The 20530-nt window shown below is 45.4% G+C and carries 17 protein-coding genes; 5 read left to right on the top strand and 12 right to left on the bottom strand.

Features of this window, described 5'->3' with window-relative positions:
* Nucleotides 1-10 precede the first annotated feature (10 nt).
* Both uxuA and QE357_RS22685 read left to right on the top strand, forming a co-directional pair.
* Nucleotides 11-1228, top strand: a complete 1218-nt coding sequence (gene uxuA, locus QE357_RS22690; protein ID WP_309712886.1) for a mannonate dehydratase — start codon at nucleotides 11-13, stop codon at nucleotides 1226-1228.
* 265 nt (nucleotides 1229-1493) lie between these two features.
* Nucleotides 1494-2213: an ATP-binding protein gene (locus QE357_RS22685; protein WP_309712883.1), complete on the top strand. Its 720-nt coding sequence runs from the start codon at nucleotides 1494-1496 to the stop codon at nucleotides 2211-2213.
* A 316-nt stretch (nucleotides 2214-2529) separates the two neighbouring features.
* On the opposite strand, the gene QE357_RS22680 is transcribed toward QE357_RS22685, so the two are convergent.
* Nucleotides 2530-3738, bottom strand: coding sequence for an MFS transporter (locus tag QE357_RS22680; RefSeq protein WP_309712880.1), 1209 nt, complete (start codon nucleotides 3736-3738; stop codon nucleotides 2530-2532).
* A gap of 419 nt (nucleotides 3739-4157) precedes the next feature.
* On the opposite strand from QE357_RS22680, the gene QE357_RS22675 reads away from it, so the two are divergent.
* Together QE357_RS22675 and QE357_RS22670 are read left to right on the top strand one after the other, a co-directional pair.
* On the top strand, nucleotides 4158-4847 hold the full coding sequence (locus QE357_RS22675; protein ID WP_309712878.1) for a siderophore-interacting protein: 690 nt from the start codon (nucleotides 4158-4160) through the stop codon (nucleotides 4845-4847).
* Nucleotides 4848-4855: 8 nt separating this feature from the next.
* Entirely contained in the window at nucleotides 4856-5719 is an 864-nt protein-coding gene (locus tag QE357_RS22670; RefSeq protein WP_309712875.1) for a helix-turn-helix transcriptional regulator, read from the top strand.
* Nucleotides 5720-6787: 1068 nt separating this feature from the next.
* Here QE357_RS22670 and QE357_RS22665 read toward each other — a convergent pair.
* The 4 genes from QE357_RS22665 to QE357_RS22650 all read right to left on the bottom strand — a co-directional run bounded on the left by QE357_RS22665 (nucleotide 6788) and on the right by QE357_RS22650 (nucleotide 10360).
* Nucleotides 6788-7684 carry a DMT family transporter gene (locus QE357_RS22665; protein ID WP_309712872.1) on the bottom strand — a complete coding sequence of 299 codons (897 nt, stop codon included), beginning with the start codon at nucleotides 7682-7684 and terminating at the stop codon, nucleotides 6788-6790.
* 178 nt (nucleotides 7685-7862) lie between these two features.
* Entirely contained in the window at nucleotides 7863-8177 is a 315-nt protein-coding gene (locus QE357_RS22660; protein ID WP_309712868.1) for a hypothetical protein, read from the bottom strand.
* A 54-nt stretch (nucleotides 8178-8231) separates the two neighbouring features.
* A complete protein-coding gene (locus QE357_RS22655) occupies nucleotides 8232-8816 on the bottom strand; it encodes a Crp/Fnr family transcriptional regulator (protein WP_307143778.1) in 585 nt (194 codons plus the stop codon).
* Nucleotides 8817-8959: 143 nt separating this feature from the next.
* A complete protein-coding gene (locus QE357_RS22650) occupies nucleotides 8960-10360 on the bottom strand; it encodes a Gfo/Idh/MocA family oxidoreductase (protein WP_309712864.1) in 1401 nt (466 codons plus the stop codon).
* Between the two features lie 307 nt (nucleotides 10361-10667).
* Here QE357_RS22650 and QE357_RS22645 point away from each other — a divergent pair, with 307 nt between their 5' ends.
* Entirely contained in the window at nucleotides 10668-11111 is a 444-nt protein-coding gene (locus tag QE357_RS22645) for a DUF2141 domain-containing protein (protein ID WP_309712861.1), read from the top strand.
* A gap of 375 nt (nucleotides 11112-11486) precedes the next feature.
* Here the strand turns inward: QE357_RS22645 and QE357_RS22640 are convergent, their stop codons facing one another.
* Genes QE357_RS22640 through QE357_RS22610 form a run of 7 tightly spaced genes read right to left on the bottom strand, consistent with a single transcriptional unit; the run spans nucleotide 11487 to nucleotide 20044 of the window.
* Nucleotides 11487-12770 (bottom strand): ATP-binding protein, encoded by a 1284-nt coding sequence (locus QE357_RS22640; RefSeq protein ID WP_309712858.1) that lies wholly within the window; start codon nucleotides 12768-12770, stop codon nucleotides 11487-11489.
* Nucleotides 12767-14134: a sigma-54 dependent transcriptional regulator gene (locus QE357_RS22635; RefSeq protein ID WP_309712856.1), complete on the bottom strand. Its 1368-nt coding sequence runs from the start codon at nucleotides 14132-14134 to the stop codon at nucleotides 12767-12769. The genes QE357_RS22640 and QE357_RS22635 overlap by 4 nt, the downstream gene beginning before the upstream one ends.
* A 51-nt stretch (nucleotides 14135-14185) precedes the next feature.
* Nucleotides 14186-15349: an ABC transporter permease gene (locus QE357_RS22630; protein WP_307143786.1), complete on the bottom strand. Its 1164-nt coding sequence runs from the start codon at nucleotides 15347-15349 to the stop codon at nucleotides 14186-14188.
* A 43-nt stretch (nucleotides 15350-15392) separates the two neighbouring features.
* Nucleotides 15393-16640 carry an ABC transporter permease gene (locus QE357_RS22625; protein ID WP_309712852.1) on the bottom strand — a complete coding sequence of 416 codons (1248 nt, stop codon included), beginning with the start codon at nucleotides 16638-16640 and terminating at the stop codon, nucleotides 15393-15395.
* Nucleotides 16641-16676: 36 nt separating this feature from the next.
* Nucleotides 16677-17339, bottom strand: coding sequence for an ABC transporter ATP-binding protein (locus QE357_RS22620; RefSeq protein ID WP_309712849.1), 663 nt, complete (start codon nucleotides 17337-17339; stop codon nucleotides 16677-16679).
* Nucleotides 17340-17351: 12 nt separating this feature from the next.
* The gene (locus QE357_RS22615; RefSeq protein WP_309712846.1) at nucleotides 17352-18800 is read right to left on the bottom strand and encodes a TolC family protein; all 1449 of its coding nucleotides are present in this window, start codon (nucleotides 18798-18800) and stop codon (nucleotides 17352-17354) included.
* A complete protein-coding gene (locus QE357_RS22610; RefSeq protein ID WP_307143790.1) occupies nucleotides 18797-20044 on the bottom strand; it encodes an efflux RND transporter periplasmic adaptor subunit in 1248 nt (415 codons plus the stop codon). The genes QE357_RS22615 and QE357_RS22610 overlap by 4 nt, the downstream gene beginning before the upstream one ends.
* Between the last annotated feature and the right edge of the window lie 486 nt (nucleotides 20045-20530).

The following is a 20530-nucleotide window of genomic DNA, read 5'->3' as shown; positions in this document are numbered from 1 at the left end:
GATCATTATTATGGGAATGTTACAAACCATGCGTTGGTTCGGGCCTAATGACCCGGTTTCGTTAATGGACATTCGACAGGCGGGTTGCTCAGGCGTGGTTACCGCCCTGCACCATATTCCGGTAGGAGAAGTCTGGACGGTAGAGGAAATCCTTAAGCGGAAGCAACTCATTGAAAGTCAGAACGATTCTTATTCAACTTTGAGCTGGAGCGTGGTAGAAAGCCTGCCCGTACACGAAGCCATCAAGAAGGCAGAGCCTTCTCGTGAGACCTATATCAAGCATTATCAGCAGTCGATTCGCAATCTCGCTGAAGCGGGAATTCGAACCGTTTGTTACAATTTCATGCCCGTGCTGGACTGGTCACGAACGAACCTGGCTTATGAAATGCCCGATGGCTCTTTAGCCCTTCGTTTCGTCTGGCTGGATTTTATCCTTTTTGATACCTGTATTCTCAAACGTCCACAAGCCGAAGAAGATTACGAGCCCGAACTGGTCGCCTCGGCCCGGGCGAAGTTTGAACGCATGAGCGACGACGAGATCCGTGCCCTTTCCAACACCGTACTCTTAGGCTTACCTGGGTCAGAGGAGGCTTTTTCGCTCGATAATTTTCAGCAATTACTTGATCAATATCAGACCATAGGAGACCGTGAACTGCGGGAAAATTTATATTACTTCATTCAGCAGGTGGCTCCCGTAGCCGAGGAAGTTGGCGTAAACCTATGTATCCATCCTGATGATCCCCCGTATCCGTTGCTGGGCCTGCCCCGCGTGGTAAGTACGGAGTCGGATCTGAATCAACTGATGGCCGCCTGTGACGTTCGGGCCAATGGTATTACTTTCTGCACGGGTTCGCTGGGCGTTCGGCCCGATAACGATCTGCCCGGAATGCTGCGAAAATTCGGTAATCGTATTCACTTTCTGCATTTACGCACCACCAAACGCGAAGATCATCCCCGGAATTTTCACGAAGCCGATCACCTCACGGGCGATGTAGATATGTACGCAGTGGTAAAAGCCATTGTACTGGAGCAGAATCGACGAAAACAAACGGGCGATGGTGAGACTAGCATTCCTATGCGTCCCGATCACGGACATCAGATGCTAGACGATCTGACAAAGAAAACCTATCCGGGTTATTCCGCCATTGGCCGCTTGCGGGGACTAGCAGAAATTCGGGGACTGGAACTGGGTATTGAACGGGCTCTGGCAGAGTCTTCCCTTCCATAACTTGCCATCTTTCCTATAAAATTTACGCAAAACAGGCCTGAATTTAGCTATTCAGGCCTGTTTCATGTAAGTTCTACACTATTGAGCTTTAGATTCGGTTCGGTATAGGGGCTGAAATACTAGTTGTTTACGACTACTTTTCGGTTCCTGGGTATTCCCTGTTAACTTTGACTATTTATTACCCTTATTAATTCATCAGAGGAGGATTACTCGTCTGTTTTCCCATTTGCATTCAGCTCATTCTGAATGTTTTGCCTAAAAATCAATGACCGTATCAGACGTTATTATTCAGGATAAAGAGAAAATTAACTGGCAGGACATCTGTCTGGATGATACCAACCGGAATCTATTAAATCAGCTCATTAAAGAATATAATTACGTAGAAGAATTACGGAAATATAACCTTCCTGTCAATAACAAAATCATGCTGGAGGGTAGCTCGGGTTGCGGAAAAACCACAACGGCCAAAGCCATTGCTACGGTACTGAACAAGCCTTTGTATGTACTTGATTTAAGTACGGTTATTTCCGCTCGTATCGGCGAAACGTCCACTCACCTAAAACTGGTTTTCGATAAAGCGGCCAAAGACCGGGCTGTCTTGTTTCTGGACGAATTTGACCACCTCGGAAAGATGCGTGGAAAAGACGATAAAGACGTAGGTGAGATGCGACGACTGGTTAATACCATCATTCAGCTCATTGATTATTTCCCGGATAAAGCCCTGTTAATTGCCGCCACTAACCACTTAGAAGTGATTGATATAGCATTGAAAAGACGGTTCCAGTTAACATTAAGTTATCAAATGCCCGGTCCGGTTGAGTTGGATGGGTATTACAATAAGTTACTACAGCATTTCCCGGAACATTTGCGGGAAGTTCCCCGTAAATACGACGTTTCTTATGCCGAAGCTAAAGATTACCTATTTACCGAATTAAAAGCAATCATTATTCACGAGCTCGAGCAAAAGCAATTAGCTGAAGTATAATTCTTTATAGGAACAAGGATTTCATTAGTTCTTACTGGTAGGTCATGCCGCTGCCAGCTTTTTCGCTGGCAGCACTAACTCAGGCCAATAAAGAGGTAAGTAATTGCCTTTAGCAGAAGAACCTCTGTTGCCAAATTCCATCTCGTTCCTACCCTAACGGCAGGTTCATACCTGCCATTATCTCTCCGAGCCTGTCATCCACTACTTCCTACTTAGTGAAGGTTTCAGGAGTCCTAATTCGCATCAGGGTCTATCGACTCAAAGCCTTTTTCTCTTGAAGAAAATGCCCATTAGACTCAAAAAGCATCCAAATCACTTAAGTCGTACTGAGCTCTTCTTTGGCTTTAGTGGTATTAAGACGGTAGAGATAGGCCATCACTACGCCGGACAAAAGCACTAGTACCAGATAACTTAAACTCAGGTTGTGGGAGTCTTTAGGGGGCAATAACGTCACGATTCGGTAACTGAAGATCGATACCAGGATGTAGACAATACCCCCCGTCATCCCACCTGACATTCCTGCATAATTAGGAAAACGGCTCAGGCAATAGGTAAAGTAGTTATTGTAAGTATACCCCGTACAGGCCTGAATTAAAAAGGCAAAAAAGATCATCACAGGTAAGCTTTGAACCCAGATGCCCACCCCAATCATTGCCAGTACGAATAGCGTTTGAATGATAATATTCCCTCGCATTCGGTCATGGAAGGGCAATCGAATGGTAGCCCGGCCAATTAAGCCTCCCAACATCCAGGCAAAACCTAAAATTAACGAACAGTACCCGGCTACGACAGAGTTCAAATGAAACTGGTGCTCAATAATGAAAGGTCCCGTCATGTTGTATACCATTACCGCCGAATACGCCAGGCTTAACATCACAATACCCAACAAAAAGGGCTTGGTCTTCAGCATAATCAAGTAAATGCTGATAATTGTTTTCAGGTTAAAATCAATGGGCTTCAGTAACGTTTCTCGACTGAAAATCCAGTCCAGAATCAAGAGTACGAACGATAACCCCGCAAGCAGGTAGAAATTAGACTGCCAGCCAAAAAATTGCTCTAAGTACCCTCCAATAAAAGGAGCCACAATCGGACCAACCGACCAGATAATGGTAAATAAACTCAGGTAATGTTTGAGCCGTTCGCCTTCAAAGACATCGACAAAATAGGCTCGTTTCGCTACGATGATTAAGGCGGCGGTAATACCGTGAATAATCCGCATGGCACAAATCACATATAGATTCGTGCTGAGAGCAATGGTTAAACTGGCAATGCTGAAAATAAACAGAGAAACAAGTCCAATTTTATAGCGACCAAAACTGTCGAGCAGGCTTCCGACAAACAACTGAGAAAGGCCATAACTAATCAGAAAAACTGTCAGCGTTAATTGTACCTGAGCATCCGTTATGTGCAGAGCTGAGGCCATACTTGGCATGGAGGGAATATAAATATCCGTAGCAAACCCCGACAACGGCAGTAAGGCAAAAGCAATTACTGTTGAAATCGGATTCGTTGGTTGTTTTGACATAACTTGAAGCAATGGGAGTAAAAGACTTGTCCATTAAAGCCCTTTTGCCCTTTTATAGTTTCATTCAGGGCTTTTCTGAGTTAGATAAACTTCTCCGTCCTTGCTTGGCAAGTCAACGAAACGGAGTCCGTCCTGTTTACACCTGATCTTGTACATAATTAACTAAGAAACAGACTTGTTCTTCTCACCAGACTGATTACTAAAGCTTTAGAAAAACTTTTACCTTCGCAACCGTAGAAATCTGTCCTGAATAAGGGTCAATCCTCAAAAATCGGATTCTTGATCCTAAAGCAGAGTTATGCTTTCTGGAATAGTTTCATTTTAGAATAAAACGATATGCCTTTTGTCCACATATTTCCGTTCTTTGTAGGACAAAAGGCTGGTTTGTGGAAAGTAGTTTTGCCAAAAAATGATTGATTATGGCAAATCTATTGAAGAAAGCTGCCGATGGTTTACTGAGCAAAATGTTCGATCAGGCTACCGTTCTGAGTGTTCGGTCCTGGGAACCGTCCACCTTGCACGAAATCGTTATTCATGCTCCGACGATAGCTATGGAAAAATGGGACAGTATTAAACGATTTAAATGCAAGGTGGCTGAGCTGGAATACCGCGATTACACCCCAGCGGAGTGGAATGCCGACACTAAAGAATGTACCATGTACATTGAAACGGGACATAACGGTGCTGGAAGTCGCTGGGCCCGGAGTTTACAGGCGGGTCACCAACTATTCATTGGCCCCGCCCACGCGGCTCCATTACCAGGTAAACCAGGCAAAATTCTCTGTCTGGGCGACGGCAGTGCGTTGGGGCATTTTCTGAGTTTACAACAATTAACGAATGCTGATCAATACCCTATCCAGGGTTGTATGCTCATGCACGATGCCTATGACTTCAAATTTCTGAATAAATATCCTGCATTCGAATTCATTTCCCGGTCGTCAGAAAATGCGATGGGTGTTATGGAAGAATGGTTTCGGGCAACGGAGCTAAGTGAATTCAGCAGCATTTATATTGCGGGAAACATTCCCATGGTGCAGAGCCTTCGCAAGAAACTGAAAGCAATACCGCAGATAAACGCTAAAATATATTCTCATGGATTTTGGTCCTGACTATCCCTATGACTCAGGAAAATATAGCACTCTACTCAATCATTGAGAGTGGGTCAGGCATTGAAATTCAATCATTTGCCTTCGAGGAAATAAACCCCTCTGCTAAGGAAAAAGTAATGATTCCTCATCGGCACGATCATTACTGCTGTTTTATTCTGGAAAAAGGTTCTGTAAACTTCAGTATTGATTTTCAGAATATTAGCTTTCATACAGCTGGATTATTAATTTCTTGTCCGGGGCAGGTACATCACCTAAGTCACATGAAAGATGCCCAAGGTTGGATGATTGCCCTTAACCCGTCTCTCATTGATCTAAATGCCCGAAATACCATTGATCAGGCAATTTCAAGAATTGTATTGATGGATCTAAATACGGATCAATTGGCATGGTTTGTCGATTTACTCAGGCTGATTGATTGCTGTGTGAATCAACCCCAGGTGGAGCTCTTTCAAAACCCGATTCTGCACCATTTATTAAATGCCTTCTTTTATCAGGCCGCCAATCTATTTCAGGCCCAGGAAACAAAGCGAATTCAGGAGTATTCGGTGCGGAGCATTGACATTTCAAAAACTTTTCAGAAACTGGTGAAAGAGCATTTTTTGAACCTGAAAAAACCTGCCGATTATGCTTCCAGAATGAACATTACTGTCAGTTATTTGAATGACACTGTGAAATCCATCACGGGCTTTTCTTCCACCTATTTCATACAACAGGAGATCATTCACGAAGCTCAGCGACGTCTGTTTTATACCAGTCAGAGCATTAAGGAAATTGCTTATGCATTGGGCTATGAGGATTATAAATATTTCATCCGACTATTCAGTAAGACCGTAGGCAAATCCCCGGCTCAGTTTCGTAAGAATCATCTTTAAGTCTTATGATACGGTCTGGTCTGAGGTAATCGTTAAGTTCCAATTTCTGGAACCTTTAGTCACGAGCATTAGAAAGCAAGGCAGATAAGCTCCTTAGCTTTGCTGTGAATAACAGCTCTGAGTGTAACCAAACTCCCTCCCTTGTCATTTCTCATGAAGAGAGAGATCTTTCCAGTGTTGGAGTTAGTGAAGCTTCCTTGAGGTCATGTTCTTCGCTTTGTTTTTAATGATAGGTTTGGGATTTAAGGGCAGGTAGGAACCTGCCTTATCGCAGGAACGAGGTGGAATCTCGCATCAGTAAGTTCGAGGTTTAAACGGAATTTCCCGCCTGTCATCTCGAACGAAGAGAGAGACCTTATGTAAGCATGGAACGGCTCTAAGGTGGTTAAAGACCCCCTCGCAGACACTCGACCAAAGCCAGGCAACTTCGGGAGAAGTTTTTTCATGACCTAATAAGTTCGAAAAAGAGAATAAGGTCCTTCGCTTCGCTCTGGATGACAGAGTGATAGGCACTGTTCGTCCGCTACTGTGTCGCGGATGGCTGAAAAGCGTCTGCGACGCTCAGCGTTACCAATGCTTCTTTCACGATAACCGCAAACTAATATGCAGCGTATTTCGGTTTGAAACTAGGCACGCTGCCTTTTAGCAATTTTTTATGAATAATTTGTTTCTCCCCAGTCTCTCGGCTCTGCCAAGTGACTCACTAACAGTAGACCTCTGGCCGTCTGAGGCAAAGAAATATAGTAGAAAAAGAAAGCTTTGACTAATTGGAAATGCCTTTGTTACCATCGGCCAGAGGCCTGCACTCCACTTCGTCACTCGGCATAACCGAGTGACTGCTTTAATATTCAAGCTTCCTTCACCTAAAATGACAGATTGAAATATAGACGAAGTCCTGTAATTGTCCTCTCTAACCTAGGCAAACGCACGCTTTGCCTATATTTAGCTAAAATTTCACTTCACATATCCTTTCAGGGTTCTTCCATCAACATTAAAACATAACGCAACAAAAACGTTATAATAATTAACAAATAAAGAGGCTAGCCTTATGATTAGCCTCTTTATTTGTTATGAGGTTAAAGCTTTCCCTCGTCTGAAATTAACATTTAAGGCAAAAACAGCCGTGATGATTAGTACCACACCCAGCCATTGAATGCCTATCACCTTCTCGTGTAGAATCAAATGAGCACACAGAATGGACACCGGAATCTCAACGGAACCTAAAATACTCCCCAGAGCAATACCTGTCATGGGCATACCGCGAGTGAAAAGTAAAGGAGGAATGATTGTACCGAAAAGAGCTAGGAAGCCGCCCCAGGGCCATAATACCGAAATCCTGAATGAATCAATCAGACTGGTATTCCAGAAAATAATAATGGCTAACAGTCCACCTAGTACCAGATACATACTTCGGGTAATGGCTGCCAGTTGCGGAGCGACTTTATTCGAGGAATACATCGAAACCGTATAACTCATCGCCGCCAGCAAGCCAAACATTAACCCTTTTCCACTGAAAACTACCTCGGTTTGAATCAGATTTGTTGCCAGCATGGTTCCTATTAATACCATCAGAGTACTAATGATTTGTCGCAAAGTGGGCCAGGTTCGCATAAGCACACATTCCAGCAAAAGTCCCATCCAGATGGACTGCATTAACAAAATAATACAAACCGAAACGGGCAGGTATTGAACCGTCAGGTAATAAAATGTACTAGTCAAACCCAACGAAGTTCCTGCCAGCATCAGTTGTAGTCGCGTATTAACTGAATTCCCCCCCTGCGTTATGGGCTGTTTTTTCTGGAAAAGCTGAAGTAAGCCTAAGGTTACAAATCCAATGATGAATTGGGAGAAAGTGATTTCGGCGGTGCTATATCCCTGACCGTGAGCCAGTTTCACGAAGGTGGCCAGCACCCCATAACTGGCGGCACCTAACGCCACCAGTATACTACCTTTAATTTTTTCCAAGTGTTTCGGGAGATGAAGTAAAGAATAAATGAAAATAAAGTAACTGATGTTCGGCCACTTTTGACCAATAATGCCAGGTATGACCACCGGGTCGCTCAGTGTAACCGTGAGCAATGTGTTGCTTCAGTAAAAACTCATGTCATTTGTGGTTATCCTGAATCAAAGGGTCTTCTGGGCCTCAGTCTATCAGAATTTTCTGATGTATAGTGGCAAGCTGACTAGCCTGAGTTATCACTGTGTAGGCATCCCAATCGCTTAGCTTATTACCCAAAATTTTAGCGATTCCGTAGTCTTTGCCGTAAGGTTTGAAATCAACCGCTCTGCACATACTTCCCAACGCTCCTAATTGCTCAGGGTAATGAAGGCCAATGGTTTGAATAGATTCTTTCATCGAAGGACTAAACACCTGAAGTGTATCCAGATGGGCCGTCCAGCCTTTCGTATGACTTAAGATGATTAGTAAGAGTAGAACAAGATTTACTGATTTTTTCATTCCCTTAACTGGTAGGTTGAGGGCAAAATTCTCGAATAAATACACCCAAAACATTTACATATGTTGATGTTTTAATTCTTTTTTTATCCGACTAAGCTGCGTAGGCGTAATCCCCAAATAAGACGCTATTTCATGTTGTTTCAGTCGGTGCTGGAGGGAGGGATATTGTTTCATGAACTCCAGGTAATGCTCTACGGCGGGTTTGTATTTTAGCGAAAGCTCACGTTCTTCCTTGTCAATTACCCAGTTTTTTTCAAGGTAATAGATCTGAAAATAAGCCATATCCGAAAAGCTGTGCATCAACTGCCGGAAAGCCTGAAAGTCATATTCCAGAATTTCGGTATCCTCAAGTGCATAAATACTAAAGAGACTGGAAGTGCCCGTCAGCATGGCTGCCGTTGAAGAAATAAAATAGCCCTCGGGAAAAAATTTCTTGATAACCGCGTCACCATTTTCGGCGGTATAATAATACGAGAAGAGTCCTTTTTTAATGAAAGCGATAGTTCGGGGAATATCTCCCTGTAGTAAATAGAAGGTATGCCGGGGAATAAAGCGGGGGCGTAACAGTGCCTCAAACGCACGTAAACTGGCTTCGCTGATGGGATAATAGGACTGAACGGCTTTACGAAAACTTTCCATACTTTTACAACGAATACTCGTCATACGATTTTCATACCAGTAAAAACCCAATGCTTAGCTTTAGTTCAATTCCCTCTTTTAATCCTAATGATAAAATGCACCGATAGTTTAAGCTATCGGTGCATTTTATCATTTCCTGGAAGCTAAGCTTTCTGGTTAAAGGAGCGAGGTCCGCGAAAAGCGTCTTTCTTTTCAATCAGGGCCAGCTTTATCGGACGTCGCTCGCGGGCTGACTGATAAATGGCTTCCATAATCTGCTGATCCTGCAAGCCCTCCTCCCCGGTCGAATAAGCCGGTCGATCTTCGATGATGCATTCAGAAAAATAGTCCATTTCAGCTCCGAACTGATTTTTAGGCATGATACTTACGTTTTCCTGCCGCACAATTTCACCATCGGCTCGGGAGGTCATTAGTTTTTGACCTGTATAGGCGTAAGCGTTATCCAAGTCGTACCAGCCTCGTTCAGCCATTACCCGATACTTGCGGGATTCATGAACATGATAATGCGTCGCACAATTGGCGATAACACCACTCGGAAACTTCATTTGCCAAGAGCAAAATTCCTCCACTTCTTTGAACAAAGGATTTTCGGGATCACTGTATACGGTGGCATACACTTCCGTAGGTTCCTCTCCTAAAATAAAGCGAGTTGTGTTTAGGCAATACAAACCAATGTCGGGCAACGCCCCACCTCCGGCCAGTGCTTTAATGTGTCGCCAGTGCTGAGGATTTGCCGAAGACTGGCAGTTGTAAGCATCTATGAACTTGGGTTTTCCGAATTCACTCGCTTGTATTTTTTCACGAATGTATAGATTAAAAGGTTCATATTGAATGCGATAGGCGATCATCAGTTGACGATTAGCCTTTTTACAGGCATCAATCATGGCCTGACATTCGGCGGCGGAATTCGCCATGGGTTTTTCGCACAAAATATGCTTTCCAGCCTGAGCTCCCCGAATGGTGTATTCCGCGTGCATGGAATTCGGCAGAACTATATAAATCACCTGAACTTCGGGGTTATCCTTTAGTTTATCGTAGGTTTCGTAGCTGTAACAGCTTTCGGGTTTGACCCCATACTGCTGAGCTACGTGCTTCAGTTTTTCGGGATTACCACTGACCAAAGCGGCAATTTTTGATTTTTTACAAGCTACTAATGCTGGTAAAATTTCTTCCAGTGACAAATGTCCCAGGCCAACAACGGCATAACCTATACGCTGATCACTGGGAACTGGATTAGGCGTTGGAGCGGGTTTGCGGTCAGCGTCAGATTTCCATTCTTCCAGCACAATGGGTTTATCAAAATCCCCGGGTACTTTGGCTGGCGGCGAAAACGCAGGCGAAGAAGGCACCTGCTGGCCGCCTTCGCTTGTATAATTACTAGTGGTAGCAACCGGATAAGAAGGGTTCTGGCCTTTCGACTCACAAGCTGCCGCAAGGCCACCCGCCGCACCTACGGCCATGATGCCAGCCGTTTGCAAAAAGCCCTTTCGGCTCATCATAGAAGGAGCATTTCTACTCTTTTCAGGATCAAAGTAATTATTCATTTCTATGTATTAGTTGGGTTGGATGTTTTAGTAATTATGCTCATGGCTTATCCTAAATAGTCATTCCAATCCAGTAACTGCTAGAAAATGAGTATCCTATTACATTGACTCTCTGACAGTTGTAGCTTTCATCAGTAGCTAACCTAACTGCCCTAATTTATACCCTTTACATAATACGCTCTTTCGGATTTGTAATCCGAAAGCACTCTGTAAGAGATTTATAATCTCTGCATAACCATCACCGAAGATTTTCCGTTATACACAAGGATCGCAAATTCCTTCTCACGAACGCTATAAACAAAATAACATGTTTTCTTTCCGCTATGTAGTTTCTGGTTTTTTACTCAGTATCATTTCCGGCTTTTTGATTGAGGCTCATGCTCAGACCGTGAATGTTACGGTTAGTAATATCAAATCCAATCAGGGTCAAATTATCATTGCAGTCTTTAAAGATCAACAGGGTTTTAAAGACGAGAAGCCCGTTTCCCGACAAAAATTCCCGAAGTCTGCCATTACTAAAGGTGTTTTGAAAGTTTCGCTGGAGGTGCCCGCCGGTACGTATGGACTGGCTTTGGTGGATGATGAAAACAACAGTGGAAAAATGGAAAAGAATATGCTCGGTATTCCCAAAGAGGGTGTCGGGTTTTCCAATTTTTATCTTTCAGGAATGAGTAAGCCGACCTTTCATGATTTTAAATTCGAAGTAAAACCGCCTTCAGTGGCAGTAGAGTGTAAGATTAGATATTTTTAAATATTCTTTACTAGGCCGTGTTGTTAAGGCAGATGGCTAAAATACCGTCTTCGACACTGGAATGCATGCCTTTCAGATTTGCAAATCAGAATAGTATAAGAATGTTTCATTAAGTAAAGACGCGACTTCATTGCGTTTAGCTTTCTCTGCCATGGCTGGTGTCTCACCAGTCATTGGTACGCAAACTGTGGTTGGTTCTCACCAACGACGGTGTAAAGGAAAAAACTGTCTTTTACCCAGACGCGATGAAGTCGTGTCTCTACTTTAAATGCTTGATTGCTTTGCTTTTTAGGATGGGCAAGCATCCGCCGTGGCTGGTGTCCTCACCAACCACTATTAATGGCTGGTGAGGACACCAGCCACGGCGAGAAAACTCTAAACCATAGCAAACTCAATTCGAAAAACTGTCCAGCCGTTACTTTGGGTTTTTAGGGTGAAGTTGTAGCCGTGGTTCACCAGAATTTCCCGGATTAAGGTTAAGCCAATGCCTTGTCCGTTGCTTTTTGAACTGTAAAATGGATTGAATAGCTGTGAAGACTCTTCGGGTGTAATTGGCTTTCCGTTGTTAAAAATGCACAGTTCATGAGCCCGAATCTCCGTTCGTATCTCACTGCCATCGGCTTCAATGGCGTTTTTGTAAATGTTAACTAATACCTGTTCGAGCTGAGCAACGTCTGCGTATAGTGAACAGGGTTCCAGAGATTGGGGCGTATGAATGGTAACGGCCTGAGCCGTAGCAGAAGCTCGCATAAATACACTCACTTGTTCGGCCAGAGCATTCAGAGACATGGTTTCTTTTCGCGGCTGAGGTAATCGAACGACATCAGCAAAGTTTCGCATGAATTGAGAAAGACGACCGTTTCGCTGACTGGCTACCCGCAGAGCTTCGATAAAATCCGAAAATTCGGGTTCTGGTAAGGAGTGAAGGGTGGTTTGTAAAATCGAATCGGTCGCTCCGAGGGTATTATTGACTTCATGAGCCATCATCCGAATGACTTTCCCGTACGCGGCTTTTTCGGTTTTGTATAGCTCCGTGGTTAATTCTTCCAACATGAAAAACGAGCGGCGAAAGCCCTGATCCATCAGGTGAGAACGCTGCACTTTGTAGGCTTGAACGCCGTCTGTTTTTAAAATTTGAGATTCGCCATCAGTCATGTAACTCATCTGAAGAAGCAGAGCGTTTTCAGCATTCTCCAGCTTTTTTCCCACTACTGCGGTCCCGAACGTTTGTAAGGCAACGGGATTGAGGACGGCTATTCGTTCATCAAAATCCAGAATGAGCAAAGATACCGGAGAGGCTTCAATCAGTTTATCCAGAAAAAAGTGCTGCTCCTGCAAACGCGTTCGTTCCTCCCGAAGCTGGTCAATCATAAGGTTGTACACCTCAATCAACGTATCCACTTCTCCCTTTCCAGTCGGGACAAATTTGACGGTAAAATCCTTATCCTTAATGGCTTCAATGCCCGAACGAATAAATGCAATAGGCTGATTAAAACTCTGATACAGATGAATCGCTACGCCAATGGAAAGAACCAGTATGACTTCCGTAGCAATAAATAGAGCTTTGTTTTGAAACAAAAGCTGGTACACCAGCCCCATTAACAACAAATGCAGGGCCGTAATGTAAAAGATATATTGGAGTCGGTTGGATAGTTTCATACTTCATCGGCATCGTAAGAAATACCATATTTTTCGAGTCTACGATAAAGCGTGAATCGGGTTATTCCTAACGATCGGGCCACTTTTGCTACTTTGTTCTGATGGAAATCCATAGCCCTTTTAATCATGTGAAATTCCATTTCTTCCAGCGTTAAGGTACCTACTTCGGGCAAACTTCGGGCCGAGGTGGGACTCATCGTCAGATTCGACTGAAAATCTTTGACTTCCAATCGGTCATGGCGGGAAAGTAATACCGTTCGCTCCACCAGGTTTTTCAATTGGCGAATATTCCCCGGTAAGGCTAAAGTTTTGAGCCACTGCACGCTGGCGGCACTTAGTTGCAGGGCCGGACGGTTGTAGATTTCCTTGAGGTTATTCATGAAAAACTCCGCCAGCAAGGGAATGTCTTCGGGTCGTTCGCGGAGGGTGGGTAACTTCACAGAAATCAGGTTAATACGGTAATATAAATCTTCACGAAATGTCCCTTGAGCTACCATTTCCTCGAGATTCCGGTTGGTCGCACAGATGATTCGCACATCTGCCGTGCGACTTTTGCTGCTGCCGAGCGGTTCAAAGCTCCGCTCCTGTAAGACCCGCAGTAACTTTACCTGACTGGAAAGATCCAGCTCGCCAATTTCATCCAGGAAAATAGAGCCCCGATTCGCTAATTCAAAGCGGCCAATCCGGTCCATTTTGGCATCGGTAAAGGCTCCGCGAACGTGGCCAAAGAGTTCGCTTTCAAATAAACTTGCAGAAATACCTCCCAGGTTTACTTTCACAAAAGGTCGGCTTTTGCGGCGACTATTCAGGTGGATAGCCTCGGCAATGAGTTCTTTTCCCGTGCCACTTTCGCCCGTAATCAAAACGGAGGCTTCCGTAGGAGCCACGCGGCCAATGGTTTCCAGAATTTCCAGCAATTTCACGTCCTGTCCAACAATGTGCTGAAACTGGTATTTCTCCTGTAATTTCTGTCGTCCTAAAGAAACACTGGCCGTCTGTGATAAATTGAGAATCGTCCGAATTGACTGTACCACGTGTTCATTCTGCCAGGGTTTGGTAATAAAATCCCGGGCTCCTTTTTTCATTCCCTCAACGGCCAGATCAATACTACCCCAACCCGTAATCAGGATTACCGGAAGATTCGGTTGCAATCGCCGGATTTCATCCAGCAAAGCCATACCTTCCTTGCCAGAAGTTTCCATCGAAAAATTCAAATCCAGCAAGATCAGCTCGGGCGTTTGCTGCCTTAAAATCTCGAAGGTCTCTTTTGCGGAACCGGCTCCCAACACTTTAAACCCTTCTTTTTTGAGGAGAAGGGATAAAGAAGTGCGGATAGCCATATCGTCGTCAACGACTAAGATCATGAATGTAAGAAATTAACAAAGGCGGAAGGTGATCGGAAAACTTCTGTCGGCCTAGTCTTCGTGCAGGGCCACCGCCGGAGCAATCAGGGAAGCCTGACGACTGGGGTACCAGGCACAAAGCGTAACAATTAAATAAATAATGACAACCGCCACGGCCATCGCCAGCAAGTAAATCCCGGCGTCCATGTCAAAGACGTGAAGCAGGGGAAATTGAACGGCGAACAACAGTCCCAACAGGATACTAAAGCTTGCCAATACCCAGATTTCACCCAGAAATTGCAGGGATATACTTTTTTCGGTGGCTCCCATCGCCCGTCGTAACCCAATTTCACCTCGGCGGCGGGCGATGTTCAAATTTAGAACACCAAACAGGCCTAATCCTACATTAATGAGCAGAAAAGTACTGATGATCCCGAAGATGATGACGGGAACCAGTGTCAGGTTATGCTGCGTCTTCCGGGATTCGGTCAGATACGTGACCTCCGCTCCCCAGTTACGCACCATCGCCAGAACGTCCTTCACCAGATTAGCCTCGAAGGTAGCGTCCGTTCCGGGCTTGGTCTTGATGAGAATGCTCATGTCCCAATCTTTTTCGGTCAGCGGTTCGAAGATGGCGGGCGTATTATTCATGTACTCTCCCTTGCCTTTGAACGTTTCAACTACCCCTACCACCTTCCAGAAATGGGTATCGTCTTTTTTGATCATCTTTCCGAGTGGATTTTCACCCGGAAAGAGTTTTTCCTGTAATTTCTGATTAATGACCAGCGGCGTGTACCGGGCGGAGCGATCCTGCGGGCCAAACCAGCGACCCTTCTGCATGGTAATATCCAACGTCCGATACAGCAATTCATCCGTTCGGTAAAACTCAGCCATGGTGCTGACATTTTGATAGCTGACGCCATTATTCATGTTGTTCATGGTAAAGGGCGTGTTCGAACTCATGCGGCTGGCACTTTCCACTTCGGGATACGCCCGAATGCGTCGCAGGATGCTTTCTACCTTGGCGGGCACGTCGGTGGTATCCTGATTGTTAGTCAGCTCCATACTCCATACCTGCTCGTAGGAGAAACCGATGGGTTCGCGGTAATTACGCAGATTGGACAGCAGAAACGTCAACACGCCGAAGAGCACCAGAAAAGAGGCCCAGATTTCAACGATAAGCAGGGCATGTGTTTTCCGCTTATTCCAGATGAGAGTGAAAAAATGGCGAAGCATAAAGCTGGATTTTATAGGTAATAAATAGCTTTAGATGAACGAATTAAGACTTCAGAGCATCGACGATTTTCAGTCTCGACATGCGGAAGGCAGGTAACACGCCCGACAGTAACCCGAAAAGAAAACAGACCGCCAGACTCACCAGAAAAACGGTTGGGTTAATGGCGAGGTCGGCGTAAGCAATCCAGCCGCTGTTATTGATGAGCTGAATGATGACGAACGAAAACACCAGAGCCAGGCTGCCGCCGATGAACGTAATGAAGATATTTTCGACAATGAACTGGTAGAGTAAGGTTTTGGCCGGAGCTCCAAACGCTTTCCGAACGCCAATTTCCGAAGCCCGTTCCATCATGCGTCCCACGTTAACATTGACCAGATTCAGGGCCGGCAAGCCCATAAACATCAGCAGGATGATGGCGACGACGGTGAAGAAAAATACCCTTCGACTGTCGTCATCCCCAAAAAAAGAAGTCATGTATTGATCGGCGTAACCTTCGGCTTTGATCGTAAAATTGGTATACTTTGATCCATATTCCGTACCTGACTGAGGAATCCGACTCATGGCCTGCTGAAATTCAGACTGCATGGTCAAGAGTTCGGATTTATCCTTAGCCATCAGAATCGCAATGAAATTTCCCCGCATATTTCCGCGTTCGTAGTTACTCTTGGGTACGGTATACGGAAAATACACGTCCGCGTACGAATACGGGCGGGTAGCCGGGCTGCCTTTCACCACGCCAATCACGCGGTAACGCAGCCCTTCGATTTCGACTTCCCGGCCAATGACGGTCTTGCCGTCGTCTTCAAAATACTGTTTCTGAAAATCGTCCGTAATGACGACTACCTGATCGCCCGTTTTGATCTGCGGTTCGGCGAAAGGCTTTCCGTCCAGAAATTCAAACGTACATACCCGCCAGAAATCAGCATCGGTGTATTTGGTAAAAAGTTTGATTCGTTTCCCATTCACGTACGCATTGGCGAAAGTAAACATTGAGGTCATCCCCACCCGTTCGGGCGTGTGCATGGTTTTCAGATACGTTTGAATAAATCGAACGCTCATCGGGCTGCTGCTTCGACTGCTTCGAGTCGTATCTTTCTGCACCACGCTGGTTACAAAAAGCGAACGGTCGCGGTTGCCTTCGGGATAATGCACCCCCAGCAGGTGATCCATGAATGAGGTAACCACCATCAGTACCGTCAGGGTAATGCTGATGCCAAAGAGGGTAATGAAAGTATAGAAAGGGTGCCGTAGCAGGACTTTCCAGGCAATTTTGATGTAATTGAGTATCATAGCAGAAGAGCTGAAAACCGTGAATCGAAGGACTAATTACTGCACCTGGGTGCCGTCGAACAGGCGGATGAGGCGATGCGTCTGACGGGCCATGGAATCGTCGTGCGTCACCATGATGATCGTGGCCCCATCGGCGTTGAGTTTCTGAAGGATGGAAAGGATTTCATTGCCCATGACGCTGTCGAGGTTACCCGTCGGCTCATCAGCCAAAATGATTTCAGGTCGGCCCACAATGGCCCGGGCAATGGCGACCCGTTGTTTCTGTCCCCCAGATAGTTGCTTGGGAAAGTGCTTCATCCGGTTACTCAACCCTACTTTTTCCAAGGCTTCGCGGGCCAGTTCACGGCGTTCTTTGGCTGAAGTATTGCGGTACAGCAAAGGAATCTCTACGTTATCCAATACCGACAAATCATTAATCAGGTGGAAGCTTTGAAAAATGAAACCCAGCTTTTCATTACGCAACCGGGCCAGCTTCTGATCCTGGTAACTCTCCACCCGCCGGCCGTCAATTTCGATGTGGCCCTGCGAAGGTTCGTCGAGGAGGCCCATGATGTTTAACAGCGTACTTTTTCCGCAACCGGACGGCCCCATGATGGAGACAAATTCGCCCTTATTCACCGTCAGGTTAATATTATTCAAGGCCAGTGTTTCAACCGAACTGGTGCGGTATACTTTTTCGACATTCTGAAGCTTGATCATAATGAATTTCAGTTAGTTATAAACAATTTTTTCGTTTCGTTCAAAATCGTAAAGGGTTAATAACCGCAGGCTGTAGTACGACTGCCAGTAGTCCCGCAGGGCCAGAATATAGTCCCGTTTGGCCCGGTCTTTTTCCTGCGTGGCAATGACTAAATCGGTTACGCTAAGGTTACTTAAGATGAATCGATCCTGGGCAATCTGATACCGATTCGCGGCAATTTCGTCGGCTAAACGAGTGAGTTTTACTTGCTTCTGAAGCATTTCCAGCAAGGTTACCTGCGTAAAAATCTGTTGTTCAAACGTAATCTTATCCTGTTCAACCGACTGCTGAGCGAATTCCCGATTGGCCCGGGCTACTTCCGTTCGGGCTTTATTGCGGCCCCAGGTCAAAATCGGTAACGTAAACTGTAACTCCACAAACTCCCGATCCTGCGGTTTTCGGTATACTTCGGCTGGACGAATACCCTGATTGGAAAGTCCAAAATTGGCGTTTAAAGAAGCATTTAATCCGTTCTCTTTTACCGCCTGTTGCACGTCGCGTTCGGCTTCGAGTAATCTTCGCTGAAAAGTAATGGCATCGGCCCGGTTCATAAATGCCTCCTGAATGGCTTTCTGAGCTTCTACCCTAAACTCCCGAAGCTCCGTCGGTATTTCCAGAGCGGGCATTTGATCCGTTCGTAAACCCATGTAGCGATTCAATTGCAAAGTAGTAACCGTAGCCGATTGCTGAGCCGAAGCCAGATCTTTCTCTGCTGTCAATAATCCCATCTGTAACTGCAACAGATCATTTTGGGAAAGGCGACCCAAATCAAGCTTATGTTTGGCAATCGTATAGAGGGTATCGTTATTTTGGCGATTCTTTTCGGCAATTTGCAGATTTACCTGAGCGACCAACAGTTCAAAGTAATACTGAGACGTTCGCAGAGCCACTTCTTCCATCGATGAAATGAACTCCTGCATGCCTTCCTGATATTTCAGCGGCTGTATTCTCCGATCCCACTTCATGGCATTGTATCGAAACAGGGGCTGGGTGATTCCAATTTCAAAAGGAACGCCATTGTAACGGGTATTATTCCGGGCAAAATCGTCGAACCGCTGGAGCTGATTCTGTACGTAGAGTACTCCCCCCGTCGGAGCAATACTCTGACTAAGCGACAGATTCAGCATAGAGTTGTTATTAGATACGGGTTGAAAGGCAATGGTTCCATCGGGCTGAACGACTTCAATAAATGATCGGGTAAAGCCTGGTAAGGTTCCATTCAGACTTAATTGCGGTTTATAGTCCGACAGAAAGGATCGATACTGCCAGTAAATGGTTTTTTTCTGAGTTAAGGCCTGCTTGGCCGCCAGCGATTCATGGCGGGCTAACTCTACGGCCTGAGCAAGCGTCAGCTTCCGGTCCTGGCACCAGCCGGAATGAAAACTCAGCAGGAATACAAGCAGGTAAAGGAATGTTTTCATGGCTTAATTGTGATTTCCTTTAGGTGCTCGTATTGATTTAAATCCGTGAGAATAACCCGATCGCCTACGTTTAGCCCGCTTTTAATTTCTACAAAGTCAAAATTGGAAAGCCCAATTTCCACTTCTCTGCGAGAGGCTGTATTGCCGTTGAGCACGTACACAAACTGTCTGCGTTTACCCGTAAAAGCAGGGCCGTTACTCACTCGCAACGTGTGGCTGCTGCGACTCGTTACGATGAAAACATCTACTTTCAGATTGGGCCGTAACTGGGCCGTGGATGCCTGATCGAGCTGCACCACAAACTTGACAATACCATTGGTAATGGCTGGTTTTACCTGACTAATCATCCCTCGTAAGTTTGATTCGCCAATTTTTACGATAACGGGTAAACCCGTCTTTACCTCTTCTGCGTATACGTCAGAACAGGAACCGTCGATTCGAAAACTGCCCAGATCGGCCACTTTAGCCAGCATCTCCCCTTCATTTACCGAAGAACCAATGTTTTCATTCACCCAGGTCAGCACCCCTTTCCGGTCAGCAACGATGTCTGCCATTTTTAGTTTATGCTCGAGTTCTTTCAGGTTTTTACCTTCGATCTGGGCTCCCAGCTCGGTTTCCCGCAAGCTCGCTCCCATCGACTGCCGGTTATAGGTAAGGTCATTTTCCAACTGCTGTTTTTCCAGCTCAGCAATTTTCAAGGCATTTTCCGCCCGGGTAATGTCTTCGCGAGTAGCTCCCCCTACTTTCTGCAAACGGCGGTAATCTTCCACATCCGCCCGCAGTTTATTAATGTTCAGTGATTTTATTTTATCGCTAATCTCCGCGTCGTACAGGTTCTTGTTCAGCTTCATCCGTAGTTGTTCAATGCTGTTACGCTTCAACTCCAGTTGATCCTGCATTTTTTCGTACTCAATCTGGGTCAGGGATTTGTCCAGCTCCAGAATGGCCTTACCCGGTTCTACGGGCGTGCCCGAAGTCAGTAACACCCGTTTGATACTGGCCCGGATAGGACTCGTCATGATTTGTTCGTAGGCTGGAATGACTTCTCCCGAAGCAGTCAAGGTGTTTTCGACATCCCCCGTACTTACCGTAGCCGTACGAATTTTTGAGCTTTCGATGGAACTCTGTAAGGTGGTTCTGACGGCGTAAATACCCGCAACAATAACCAACACCAGACCCGAGGCAATGAGCCATTTTCGGTTCCGTTGCCGGTTGCGGTATTCGATTTGTACTTCCCGATCCATGTAATAATTGAAATTTGAAAGGCTGTGACTACCTTAGTATATGCCACAACCGTGCCATAACTCAATTATCTATTAATCAGTTGTTTACATTTTTTAACAAGAAAGAAAAGCGTGCGGATTCGCACGCTTTGTGCAGATTAACACGACGTGCGTAAAGGTATTTTAGGTTAAAGTAGCCCCCGGATTTCATCCGGGTCCATCCAGACCGAAGCTATTGGTGCTTAACTCCTCTGGGGTTATTTTTCATAAACCTATTTCAACAATGTTAACAACAACCCCAGCGGGGTTGAATATGAATAGCCCCGGATGAAATCCGGGGATGCAACCAAGTAAGGTTGGCAAAGCCATAAGGTACCTCGCTCGCAGTCGCTAGGCTGTCACCTCGAACGAAGTGAGAGTCTTTCTGTAGAATGGGACTGTACTGGGATTAATAAATCTTCCCCAAGCAAAGTACATTTGTAAACCTAAAAAAGCCCTTTGTTCTGT

This window comes from Siphonobacter sp. SORGH_AS_0500 (assembly GCF_031453245.1).
Lineage (GTDB): Bacteria > Bacteroidota > Bacteroidia > Cytophagales > Spirosomataceae > Siphonobacter.
This window is presented reverse-complemented; position numbering and strand designations above follow the sequence as displayed.